Annotated in this window: 9 protein-coding genes; all 9 read right to left on the reverse strand. The window is 70.2% G+C overall.

The window, feature by feature from the left end; all coding sequences use genetic code 11:
• Positions 1-123: 123 nt before the first annotated feature.
• A complete protein-coding gene (locus AC07BF_RS22660; RefSeq protein ID WP_478333836.1) occupies positions 124-669 on the reverse strand; it encodes a hypothetical protein in 546 nt (181 codons plus the stop codon).
• The gene (locus tag AC07BF_RS22665) at positions 669-3,176 is read right to left on the reverse strand and encodes a helix-turn-helix domain-containing protein (protein ID WP_478333837.1); all 2,508 of its coding nucleotides are present in this window, start codon (positions 3,174-3,176) and stop codon (positions 669-671) included. Before AC07BF_RS22665 ends, AC07BF_RS22660 begins: the two co-directional genes overlap by 1 nt.
• A 14-nt stretch (positions 3,177-3,190) precedes the next feature.
• On the reverse strand, positions 3,191-3,793 hold the full coding sequence (locus tag AC07BF_RS22670) for a hypothetical protein (protein WP_400812111.1): 603 nt from the start codon (positions 3,791-3,793) through the stop codon (positions 3,191-3,193).
• Between the two features lie 485 nt (positions 3,794-4,278).
• Entirely contained in the window at positions 4,279-6,228 is a 1,950-nt protein-coding gene (locus AC07BF_RS22675; RefSeq protein WP_400986911.1) for a DUF3732 domain-containing protein, read from the reverse strand.
• A gap of 31 nt (positions 6,229-6,259) precedes the next feature.
• Entirely contained in the window at positions 6,260-6,745 is a 486-nt protein-coding gene (locus AC07BF_RS22680) for a three component ABC system middle component (RefSeq protein ID WP_400986909.1), read from the reverse strand.
• A complete protein-coding gene (locus AC07BF_RS22685; protein ID WP_478317904.1) occupies positions 6,742-7,992 on the reverse strand; it encodes an ABC-three component system protein in 1,251 nt (416 codons plus the stop codon). The genes AC07BF_RS22680 and AC07BF_RS22685 overlap by 4 nt, the downstream gene beginning before the upstream one ends.
• A 462-nt stretch (positions 7,993-8,454) precedes the next feature.
• Positions 8,455-8,826 (reverse strand): hypothetical protein, encoded by a 372-nt coding sequence (locus AC07BF_RS22690; RefSeq protein WP_478333838.1) that lies wholly within the window; start codon positions 8,824-8,826, stop codon positions 8,455-8,457.
• Between the two features lie 177 nt (positions 8,827-9,003).
• The gene (locus AC07BF_RS22695) at positions 9,004-10,110 is read right to left on the reverse strand and encodes a hypothetical protein (RefSeq protein WP_478317902.1); all 1,107 of its coding nucleotides are present in this window, start codon (positions 10,108-10,110) and stop codon (positions 9,004-9,006) included.
• A gap of 1,710 nt (positions 10,111-11,820) precedes the next feature.
• Entirely contained in the window at positions 11,821-12,315 is a 495-nt protein-coding gene (locus tag AC07BF_RS22700; RefSeq protein ID WP_400986899.1) for a cupin domain-containing protein, read from the reverse strand.
• Between the last annotated feature and the right edge of the window lie 49 nt (positions 12,316-12,364).

Here is a 12,364-nt window from a genome sequence, read left to right on the forward strand (position 1 = left end):
GGGGGGGCTTTTTTTTCTTTTTCTTTGGGGTGTTGGCGTAAACCCGCGCCCCGCCAAAAACACGCGACCAGTGGCCCAGAACCAGCTTCTGTGGTGGGCTAGTTGAGCATTCGATGGAGTCGGTCAGCGCAGGTCGAAGTCGCCTGCGTCGAATTCGAAGTCGTCGGCCGAGAAGCCTCCGTAGCCGACGCCGCCGTTGAAGTAGTCGGCGAGGGCCTGGCCGATGATGGCGCGCGCTTCGTCCTCGTCCTCGGCGAGGGCCAGGGCGGCAGCCTGTTCGCCCGTCAGGTTCAGGTGGATGTCACGGGCTCGGACGGCGTCCGAGCCGCGGATCTCGAAGTTCACGGCGCGGCCGACCCTGGCTCCGATGCCCGAGACGGTGCCGCGCTGCGCGAGCTGCTTGGCCTTGCGCTCCCGGCCGCGCTCGGTGGTCTGCACGTCGACCGCCTCGCGCTGGAGCCGCTGGGCGTCCTCTCCCTTGGGGCGGCGGGTGCCGTCGATCCAGCGCAGCACGGTGCGCGGGGCGACGCCATAGGCGGATGCCATGGCCTTGGTGTTCCCGCCGTACTTGCGGTCCCGCACCTGCCCGGCCTGCGTGGTGGACTGCACCGGCGCCTTCCGGGAGGGGAACAGCGCCTCGCGCACCCGACCGAACAACCCGCCCGCCATCAGTTCCCGCCTTCCTCATCGTCGTTGCCGGTGCCGGCGGTCCCGTCGTTCTGCTCCGGGCCGATCGGGGTGCCGTCGGTGGTGTAGTGGTGGACCAGCTTGGAGGGGTGCTCCCGGCGCTCCATCGCCTCGACCACGGCCGTCAGCGGGATCGAGGCCTCGTGCTTGTGGCTGCCCGGGGCGATGCCCAGCCGCAGCGCGCCGGGGACCGGGGTGCCGTCGTCCTTGACCGGGAGCAGCTCCAGCGGGGACGGGGCGTCGGTGGCGTACAGGTAGCTGTCCACGTTGACCGCGATCGGGGCCCGGCCGGTGAGCAGCAGGGTCTTGCGCAGGCGGCGGTGGGCGGCGATGCGGGCGGCGGCGATGACCTGGAAGCGCAGCGCGGGGTCGTAGGACCAGGACGCGGCGATCTTCTCCAGCCACACCTGGTCGTCCAGGTGGCGGGCGGAGTCGGCCCACTTCCCGATGCCGCCCTTGTAGACGTTCTTGTAGCTGCCCGCGAGAACCATGGCGTCCGCGCGGACCGGGTCGGTGCCGACGTCCTTGTGCACGGCGTAGGCGGCCAGGAACTCCTCGGGGTTCTGGCCGTCGAACAGGCCGAGGTGGGCGTAGGTGCGCTTGTAGCCGCCGCGGATGCGGCCGGTCCATTCCTTGAGCAACGGCGCGGTGTGGGCGGCCAGGTAGGCGGCGCTGATGGTCGCCGGGTCAAAGTTGTAGGTGGTGGCCATGTAGGCGACCGTCACGGTGGCGTACCAGCCCGGGCCGGTCGGCGCCTGGCCGTGGAAGGTGGCCGGGTGCGGCAGCAGGGGATCGACCTCGATGCCGGTGAAGTCGCACCACCACAGGCCGGCGGTCTTGCCGCCGTCCCAGGCCGGGTGCTCCGCGTACGCGTACGGGCCGATGGGCAGGCGCAGGGAGTCAGTGACCGAGAGGTAGCTGGCGCAGACGTCGACCGCGACCGCCCACGGACGCCGGGCCTCCTCGGCGGTGAGGGTGCGGGCCCACCGCTTGTAGTCCTCCTCCTCGCACACCGCCTCGCCGCGCGAGAGCAGTTCGCGGGTCAGCGGGTGGCGGGCCCCGGCGGCCGGCGGCACGCACAGGTCACCCGAGGGCAGGGCTCCCTCGCGCGGGTGCGAGGACCACTCCCCCGTCGTCTGGTCCTTGACCCACTCCACGCGGGGGCGCACCGCGTCCAGGAGCAGCATCGCGGTGGAGGCGGTGGTCGCGCCGGGGGCGACGCCGAGGTCGGCGGTGAAGGCGCGGTAGCGGCGGGCCAGGGTCAGCCCGTCCTTGGTGCCGTCGGGGGCGGTGGCCAACGGGGCGGCGAGGGCGCTGACGGCCTGCTGGCGGCCGTCGCCCTGGCCCAGCCACGGCGCCACCGTGACCCGGACCGAGGTCTTCGGGCCGCCGGCCGATCCGGTGCGGCGGAAGACGTGGAAGGACGGTCCGATCTGGTCGCTGATCTCCATGCCCACCGTGGCGGCGGCCTTCGCCAGCTTCGTGTGGAGCGCGGTCAGGGCCTTCTCCGTGGTCGGCAGGGCGGCGGGCAGTCCCAGCTGCTTGAGCGCGGCAGCGGTCAGGCAAACCATGCCGTCGCCGCCGCGCCCGGCCGAGTGGGCGCGCTCGACGCGCAACGGCAGCCCGGTGCCCAGCCACGCGAACCAGTCGCCCAGCTTCGGCCCGGCCGGGGCCGGGACCTGCGGCACATCCAGGACCCAGCCGCCATCCTCGGCGGCGTCCAGCGCGACCGCCGGCCACCAACGCGCGGCAGCAGAAGACGGGGCGGCTGGACGCGGCGCAGCCGGACGGCCAGCGGGACGGGACGCCGCCGGACGCGGCCTGGCCAACTGGGTCCGGGCTGCGGTCGGCGCGGGCCGGACCGGCACCAAGGAGACCGGAGCAGGAGCAGCTGCGGGCGTGGTCGGGGCGGCGACGGGCGCCGGAGCGGGCGGGGCCTGGGCCGGGGCCGGCTGCTGGGTGACCGCAGCGGCGGCCTCGGTCACCGGGGCTGCGGGGCGGCAGAAGCCGCCTAGGTGCATCGGGTGGCCCTGGGCGCGGTAGACGGAGGGCTGGCCGCACTGCACGCACGGCGCGGCCGGGCCCATCACCAGCGAGCCGTCCGGGTTCTGGTCGAGCACCGGGACAACGGGCGCCTCGGCGGCCTGCTGGGCGGGCGCCGAGGCGGGATGCGCCTGCGGCACGGCCAGGACCGGGGAGGCAGGCTGCGTGGAGGCGGGTTGCGTGGAGGCGGGTTGCTCGGGCGCGGGAAAGCGGGCGGCGAGGCCGTCAAGGAGTCGCGCGTAGGACGGGGCGATGTCCGGGCCCGGGACGGCGCTGCCGTCCTCCCAGCCCGTCACCAGGGCCGAATCCACCCGCAGAGCCGCGGCAATCTGCGCGGGCGTCAGCCCGGCCGCCAGGCGCAGCCGTGCCCGCTCGGCCGGGAGCGGCAGGCCGGTGTGCACGGCCGCGAGCAGGGCGTCGACGGAGTTGAACAGGTCGTCGGACATCAGGGTCGGTCTCCTCAGCGTCCGTTGGGTCGGGTCGGGTCGATCCGCGGGTCGCCGAACAGGGCGTCGAAGACCTGCTCGGTGAGGCAGGCGATCGGGCCCTGCTCGGGGCGCAGGGTGTAGCCGGCGGTGCGTCCGAGGTCGGCCACCGCGATCGGGACCTGGGGGCGGTAGTAGAACTCGAGCTCCCGGCCGGCGAACTCCGTGGGTTCGGCCCCGCTCTGGGCGGGGTTGGGTGGCAGGGTGAACGAGGGCAGGCCGGCCACGTCGTCCTCGGCGGCCAGGTGGAGGACGCTGTCGTCGGTGGTGCGGAAGGCGACGGCCAGGTCCACTCCGCCGGCGCGGCGGTCGCGCGGGAGTCCGTGGCCCTCCAGGACCCGGCCCAGTTGGGAGGGTGCCATGGCGGCCGCGATGCCCAGGGCGCGCCGGTTGGAGTAGCTGTCGCTGGCGTCCGCGCGGGACATCGCCAGTTCCTTGACCACGTTCAGGTGCTGGGTGACCCGGCTGATGCAGGCCACCAGGGCGGTCAGGTCGTCGAAGTCGGCGGCTTGCGGCGGTTCCACCAGACGCTCGCCGCGCAGGGCCGCGAGCAGCGCCCGGCCCAGGTCGTCGGGCACCTCAACCCGCTCACCACCGAAGCTGACCCTCACCACAGACTCCCAAATAGTAGGACCTAACCAAATACTACACATATCTCCTGTGGGATCCCAAAAGGAAAGGGGGCACGCAGCACCGCCGCGCGCCCCTCGAAGTCTTCGTCGGTCTACCGGCTGTTGCCTTGATTCAGACCGTCAACCGGCATGTTGCCGGTCACGTCGGGCCGATAAGCAGCACCTACCGGCGGTGCCATGCCCCCAGGTCCCGATTCCGCTCCGGCAGGGCCCCGCCCTGGCCACGGGCATGGTCCGCGCCACCGGGTCCAACCGGCGCAGCCGCAACCGCAGTCAGCATTCTTGGCCATGACGACCAGTCACAGGTTGGAGGATCCGGTCAACAGGGGAGCGTCAGCCAGGTCTTCCTTCCGACTGCGCAGAGGGCCTACCGGGCGGCACCTAACATGCAGCACTGGCACCGGAGGCCGCTTCCGGCGGCCCATGGTCCGTCAGCCGAGCCACCCCGGGGGAACGAGGGCGTTTCGGCTTCCGTCGTCATTGGGGCGCCAGTTAGCGATGACCGCGTCTTGGAACCAGGCGTCGGGCAGGTTGGCGTGGTCGCTGACGATGATCTGGAGGTTGCCCTTGTTGAGTTGTGCCACCTCGTTGAGGAGGCTGAAGTAGGCGGTGACAGTGGTCCAGTCGGCGTCCTGGATCTTCGAGGCGTCGCGCGGCTTCTCGGGGAAGAAGGCTTGCGTGGGCTGGTCAAGCATGAGGAAACCGGGTACAGGCCGATTGTTGCGCCGCAGATAGGTGTGCAGGGCGAGATGGGCCACGAGGTGGTAGCCGATCCAATTCTTGGCGCTGCCGATCCGGGTGAGTGGCAGTCGGCCGGCCGGGCGCCGGACGACGACGTTGAGCAGATTGAGGCTGATGCTCACCTCTGTCGCGTCTGCCGCCTGTCCGAGTTTGAGTCGCTTCGCCCAAGCAGTCATGTCGGTGGCGATGCCGGCCAGGCACCGTTCGGTCTCGGCGGCTACATCGTCCTCGTCCGCGAGGACTTGGAGTGCTGCGGTTCGTTCCTCGGCCAAGGCCAGGTCATGACGCAGTCGGCTGATGTCGCTGTCCGAACCAGTACGGGTTAGGGCTTCGGCGATTCGTCCCTGGATGTGCGCAATGCGGAGGTTCTGCTCCTGAAGATTGCGCATCCGTTCGTCGCTGGTCAGCAGTTCTCGCAGCTGCACACCGTTGAGCCGGAGGCGTTCGGCGACGCTGTCGCGTTCGGCCTGCAAGGCGCGTCGGTGCTCTTCACGAACAGGCTGCAGAGTCTGCGCGTGGGCGAGCTCCTCAGCCAGGTGCCCGGTGAGCGCGGCGATGTCCTGCGCTGACGGGTCGGGTTGCGGAAGAGGCTGGGTGCACATCGGGCAGACGCTCGTGTCGTGCTGGTGCTCGGGGCCGAGCAGCGCGAGCGTCTTGAGGCGGTCGAGCTGGAGGTGGAGTTCCCCGCTGAAAGCGCGGCCCTGCTGCTGCCAGCGGTCGACTGTCGCCAGGGCCTCGTCGTGCTCCTGGAGCTGATCGCGCAGCGTACGGCGCTCGTCGTTCAGCCCCTGGCGCTGGTCGGACAGGTTCAGCGGTGCTGCGGTCCGCGGCGAGGCGGCCAGTGCCTGCTGCAGAAGATCGACGACCTGGGCGGTGTTCGGTGCGGCGGGAACGTCGGTGAGCAGTCCCTCATTCTGTGCGAGGCGCACCAGTGCGAGCCCGTTCGCGTCGGTTGCGGCCTGGTGGCGTAGGGCATCGTCGTACTTGCGTTGCGCCGCGCGCTGCGCACGGGCGGCTTCCGTGAGGTGGTGGCGCCGGAGGGCTTGTTCGGGGCCGGCGGCTCCGAGGAAGTAAGGCAGTGTGTCTTTGAGCGTCTGCGCCATCCCAGTTTCGGTCTGCCGGTGGAACAGGGCTTTCTTGTCGGCGATCTCGTTCTGGTTCTGGAAGCAGAGGAGAGCAGCGTGGGCGATCGAGACGTCGAAGGGGTGTCGCCCGGCGCCGGAGGGTGGTTGGAAACGGAAGTCCTCGATCCCGAGCCGGGCGCTGACCTCACTGCGCAGAGCCGCCACATTGGAGTTGGGGGCGAGTTCGCCAATCGCGGGAAGATCGAGACGGCTGTCGCCGGTCTGCACCATGGCGTGGAGGGTGGAGGCTCCGGTGGGACGGGGCCGGGCCAAGACCATGCGGCTTTCGTCGTCGAAGACGACGAGGAGTGCGTACCAGCCGACGGTCTGGTCGATCGGTTCGTCGGGCAGGTTCGGTGTTCTCCGCCCAAGGCAGTAGTCGACGATGTCGAGCACCTCGGACTTCCCGGTCTCGGACTCACCCGTGATGACGTTCAGCGCCCCGGGACGGAAGCGCAGGACTCTCGGGGCTGTCCCGCCGTCGCGGTGGTACATGGCCAGGGCGAGCAGCTGCATGGCGGTTCTGGAACTCCTTGTACGGGGCGGGTCAGGGACGGACGCCGAGGACGGTGAAGGCGCGGGCCGGGTCTGTCGCGGCAAGCCAGCGGCCGACGAGTACGGCCGCGCGTGCGCATTCGGCGACCTCCTCTCCGGGGGCCTGTGAGGAGGGCTTCGGAGCGCGGGGGCATGTCAGGCCTTGAGGGCTGGTGCCTATGGCCTGGTGGCGCAGGGCAGTCCGCAGGCTGGCTCGGGTGTAGTCGGTCAGTGCAGCAGCTCGTTCAGCGAAGGCCGCCTGGTGGCGCGGGTTGGCGTGAGCCCAGGCCATGAGGGTCACGGTGGACTTGCCCGGCAGGGAGCGCCGGGTGTCCTCGGGAAGGATGAGCGGGAGGACGAGGAAGGCGCTGGGCCACGGCAGAGGGCTCTCCGCTTTCTTGACCGCAGCGTGGACGCTGCTGGCCAGGAGGTAGGCCCCGAAGGCGGGGTTGAAGAGGGCTTCTGCCTCAGGAACGCCGTGATGAAGGTTGGTGGTCACTGGTCCTGTGCCTCTTTCCGGGGCTCGCACAGGTTCCTGTAGTCAGGGTGCCAACCGATGGCACGGTCCGGGTCTGCGGTGTCCGCTTGATCGGCCAGGCTGTGCACGGTGCCGCGGCCGATCCACGGTGCGGTGATGCTGCCGGGGCGAGCAGGTCTGTCGGCGGCCCTATCCATGGTGTCGTCCAGTACGTCCTGACCGAGGGACTCGCGTTCGGGTCCGGTCATGTCACCGTGGAGGCGGCGGGTGCGACGGCGGAAGACGTGTTCCCACTCGTCGTGTAGCTCCTGCTCGTACTCGCCGAGCCGCTCGGGTGTGATCTTGAAGGTGCGCAGCCATTCGGAGCGTTGGGCGCGTGCGTAGTGATACTCGCGCAGGTGCATGGCGATCTCGGGATCGGGCAAGCCGATCCATCGCATCTGAGTCACGACGAGCTGGTCCTCGTAGCCAGCGATCTCGGCCTGGGTGAGGTTGCGCAGGGTCTCGGTAATCGGAAGGTTCCTTCCGGCGTACCGGTCGAGGACTTCGTCCCTGCGGCACATGAGCTCCTGGGCGCTGACCGCGGGTCTCTTACGCTTGGGGTTCCTGCGCTCCAGCAGTCCGATCGCCATGCCGTACCACCACCCTTTGATGTCGTCGAGAGCGGCTTGAGCATGGTCGCTCGGCGTGATCCCCAACTCTTTGGCCAGACTAGGGTTCAGGTCCGACATCACCGGGGCACCGTCATCGACCGTGATGGCGTCAACCAGTTGATGGCGCTGCGACGGGCTGAGCGACATGAACAGTTTGCGGTCTTTCGCCGTACCGTCCGCACCGTTCTCGTCTCCGGCGACCTTCTCCATCCGAGTCAGTGCGGCACGAGTGTCCCGATGGGCTCCGGAGCGGAGCATCGAGAGAAAGGTCCCTGCGGGAGCGACCTGGGTCGAGACCAGGCGCAGCAGCGGCATCGCTGTGCTCAAGGGGGTTGAGATGGCTTCCAGGGCATCGATCCAGGAGGCGACCGAGCGCCAGAGGTCCTTGCCAGCCTCGCTCAACGGACCCGCCGCTTCGCGGTGCTTGGACTGGATCAGCTCCAGTGGGGTGTGGTTGTCGGGGTCCAGGAACTCGATGTCGTCGAGGACTTCCATCCGGACGGAGCAGGAAGCGTCCTCCCAGCTACGGCGCGCGAGTTCCAGCAGAGCCAGTTCGCACTGGTAGAGATACCCGGTCATCTGGCCTGCGGCCGAATGCGAACCAGCTTGCGCCACGTTGCCCACTATTGATCGCGCTTGTCCGAACGGCGCGCTCCTGCAGTCCGGCCGATGGTTTGCGACCGGCGTCCGGGCGCCTCTGCCGCTCCCCCGTGGCGACAACATAGCACTGGTTCGGCAGCCGTCACGCAGCTCTGCAAATAAGCTGTCGCATGTTCGAACGCCGCCCTGCAGGGGCCAGTTCGCCAGTCCGCCAAGCACCGTGGGCCTGTTTCCCGCCGGCCCCGGTGTCCCCGGTTTCCGGCCTGTCCGGCGCCTGGCGCACTGCGATGCTGCGACGGGCTCGATCTCCACAGCTGCGGCATGGCTCGCTGCTGTGGTGGTGGCTGGCCAAGTCTCGCGGCTGTACCGAGTTTCCTGGTGGCTGGACTGTGGCCACCAAATCCGGCTGTGGCTCCTACCGTCCCCTGCTCACGCGGGCCTGATCGGCGACCAACCGTTCGCGCGCTGTGTGGGCGCTCAGCGGAACAGCGCCTCAACGAGGGCTGCGTGGAACTGGCGCTGCTGGACTCCGGTGGCGATGGCCTGTGGTGTCGGGTCTCCCGTCAGGCCGACGCACATGACGACGGCTCCGGTCTTCTCGAGCATGCGCCACATGTCGTCGGTGAGACGGACGGGTACCGCGATGCGGGCGATCTCCGGGTGGGCGCTATACCGTGACTCGTTGTAGAAGCCTTCGAAGGTGCGGTTGGCCGGGTTGAAGACGGCCTTCCAGTCGTGGTCCTGGGTGGGTATGGCGGGCGCGTCCCACACAGGCCACCCGAAGTGGTCCTGCACGGCGGTGGTCGTGGCGGATGTGTGACCGGACAGCACCAGGGTGACAGTGCGCACCTGATTTCCCGTGATGACGGTTGTCCTGCCTCGGGATCGGGCACTCACCGCGCCAGGCGCTGACAGGCCAATGTGCGTGACCGCCGTGTTGAGTTGAGACCACAAATCCCGGGGACGTTCTGCCATGCCCCCAGCATCGGGTAGGCGGGGTGGCGCGTGGGACTGTATCCGGTTGATTCATTCTTTCAGGTGAGCACGTGTACGCGGCGGGCTGGAACGCGCTTGACCCCCGCTGAGAAGCCGATGCCCGAGCAGGCCGCAGATGTGGGCTGCTTCGTCCACGGCTCTCCTGTCCCAAGGGGCGAGTTGCATGCTTTGACGGCCGGGCGGCCTCCCGTCCAGCTCCGCGAAGCGGCAGGCTGCGGAAATCAGGTCGGCTGCCCAGGGCGGTACGGGAAGATCGCCACCGCCCTCGGCGCGGACGACGGACAACTGGAGCGGCGCGTCGGAGCGTCCGGTGGCAATCCGCTGTGCCAGCGCGGCAGCATGCAGCGGGTGGGCGATGCGTGTGTGAAGCCGGTGGGTGAGCAGGACCGTTGCATGGTCGGGTTCGGGTGGAAGTCGGCCGCCGACGGGCAGTGCGAGCAGCGTGCGGCCCAAACGGCGGCTGGCAGCGTCCAATCGGCCGTGGTCGGGCGGGCTGTGCGTGGGCTGGATGAGGCCCGGCTCGTCCGCGTGGGGTGGGATGTGTGTGGCGGCCTCCCACCAGGCGTACCGGTCGGTGGGCGGTGGCGGGAGTCGTGTGCTGACGGCGGGGCGGGCGCCGTCCAGGGTGTGCACGCCGTGATACGGCAGGACGGTCAGGGCGGAGGCGAGCGCGGGCGGGAGGGGGCCATGGCACAGCAGGGTCAGGTGGATCCCGGTGAGTTCCAGCAGGCCGAAGAGGTGCTCGAAGTGACGGGGGCTGATGCGGTGGGCGCGGGTGACGATGACGTGTCCGATGTGCAGGGCGGTGGTCCAGGCAACGACAACGCGCCAGGCGGTGGCGGTTCGACCGGCCCAGTGGTCGGCCTCTTCGCTTCCCGGGAGCAGGTGCTTGTTCAGACTGCGCAGGAGGTCGTGGGCCAGGGATGCGGGAGCGGTGGCCACGGAGGTGGGGTGGACGGTGATGCGGCCCAGCGCCGGGGTGTGGGCGGTCAGGGCCGCCGACATGAAGGCGTGGTCGTCGTGTGCGTCGTGCACCACGGTGAGCGCGGGCAGGTCCGGGTTTCCTGGTCGCGGTGACCAGGTGGGCCGCCACTGCCCGGTAGTGGCGGCGGGTGCGGCGGCCGGACGCGTCGTCATCGCGATCCCGGTGGCTGCGGTATGGCTCCGGCGGGCATGGGCCTGGCCACGGAATCGGCGAGAACCGCGGCCGGGTGGTCGGCATGCCGGAGCTCTTGCGGGTCTGCCACGGCGACGCGGTGGCCAGGGATTTGGCTGTCGGTTGGAGCGGGGTTGTCCGTGAGGGGATGGGGGGCCAGGCCGAGGGCGAACAGCACGTCGGGGTGGATGGTGGGCTGCCCGCCGGTGGGGGCGAGCAGGCAGCGGTTGGCCAGGCGCGGGATCTGCTCGGGTGACAGGTCCAGGGGCAGACCACAGGCGGTGCGGTGCAGCAGGTGAGTGACGGCCGCTGCCTCAAGTGGGCTGAGGGAGGCGGCGGTGTGGCCGGCGCCGTGCAGGTTCTGCCGTTGTCTGCCGGTGAGCAGCCCGGGCGTGGTGGCCAGGTGGATGCTGGTGTCGGTGTGGACGAGCCGGTGGGGCTGTGGTGCTGCTCGAGGTGTGCGGCCAGGGCGGTGGCGGCGCGCCCCAGACGGTGGGCGGGCCATTCCAGGGCACAGGCCAGGTCGTCGGGGTGGATGCGGCCAGCCTCCATGAGGGCCGCGTGCAGCACGGTGGCGTGGGCGGCCGCCGCAGGGGCGGGGCGTGGGTCCTGGGCGGGGGTGCGCAGGAGGGATTCCGGGGAGGTGGCGAGGGCGCGGGCCAGGTGGATCAGCGCCTCGGCGGAGAGGGTCTGCGGGGTGAGGTGGGTGTCCCAGTCGGCGGTGGGGATGCCGGTCAGCGCGGTCAGCTCGTAATCGCCCAGTCGGCAGTCCATGGCGCGCTCGCGCAGGAACGTGAGATCGAAGGCGAGCGGGCTGGCGCCGGGCGGCGGGGCTGGGGCGGTCACGGGCTTAACTCCACAAGGCGCGGCAGGACATCCGGGGTGGGCGAGGCGGGGGTGTGCAGGTGCCAGCAGCGGGCGGTGGTGTGCCAGTCGTCCCCGGGGTGGGGATGGACCAAGGCGGGGATCGCGATACCCGCGTCGGCGACGAGGGCCTCGAAGCGTGGCGTGGTGCCGAAGCAGTTCGCGAACAGGCCGTGGTGGTCGGCGGTGCGCGGGGAGCGGCGGCGGAACGCGGCGGCACACCCGTGTCGGCGCCGCCAGCAGCGTTGACCATGCGGCGGCACAGCTCAGCGACGTTGCCCCCCGAAGCGGCCAGCAACGTCCACGTCTCATCCGACAATGCGTAGCCCTGACGGGCGGGCGCTCTGTCGACCTCCCCGGTCGCCTTCGCCGTCGCCAGCCACCGCCACACCGTGCGCACCGACACCCCCACCATGTCCGCCACCGCCCTCACGTGCCGCGACGTCAGCTCACCAGCCGCCTGCCGCTCCACCAGACGTCGCACCACCAACGCCCGCGGCAACCCCCGCCCCACACCCCCACCACCGCCGTCTCCCATACCCGAGATCCAAGCGACGCCCCACAGATCTGAGCGTTAGATCTCTCAAACCCAAGACAGCACCAGCCGCAGCGAGATAAAGCCCCACGACAGCACAACAGGCCCCTGGCCTCTCACCCCGCGACAGTCAGCCTGTCAGCCGGCCACCCGCACCGAATCCAGCCCGACCAGCAAGAACCTGGACCACATGCCTCGAAGCACTACCGACTCTCACCACCACTGACACCAAACCGAGAAATCGCAGTCATGACGTCCTTTCACGGTCACCGCTGGCGGGTGGCCGTGGGCTTCAGGCCACGTCGGTGGCGGGCTCGGTGGCGTAGCGGCTCATCGTGCGCAGGCCGGCCTCGGGGGTCGGCGGCCTGCCATCGGCGGTCATGTCCCGCAGGTCCCGGAAGTACTGCACGTACAGGTCGGGGGTGAACACGCTGAGCATGACGGCGCTGTGGTCGGTCACGTTGGCGAAGGTGTGCGGGGCGCCGGGCGGGACCATCACGAACGTGCCCGCGCTCGCGTCGTGGTGCAGGTCCCCGACGGTGAAGCGCACCGTGCCGGAGATGACGTAGAAGCCTTCGTCGTGGCGGGCGTGGCGGTGCTGCGGCGGTCCGGGGGTGTGCGGGGCGAGGAGGGACTCGGTCATCGCCAGGCGGTGCCCGGTGCGGCTGCCGTCCTCCAGGACGCGCATGCGCGTGGTGCCCAGGACGATCGTCTCGCCGTCGCCGGGGGCGACCACCGATACGGTGGGGCCGGCCTGCGGTTCGCTGGTCTTCGCTGTGTCGGTCATGTTCCGAGTCCACCGCCGGGGCCCTGCCGGTGTCCAAGACCCGTTGCGC

The sequence above is a fragment of the Kitasatospora sp. NPDC043950 genome, assembly GCF_056435345.1.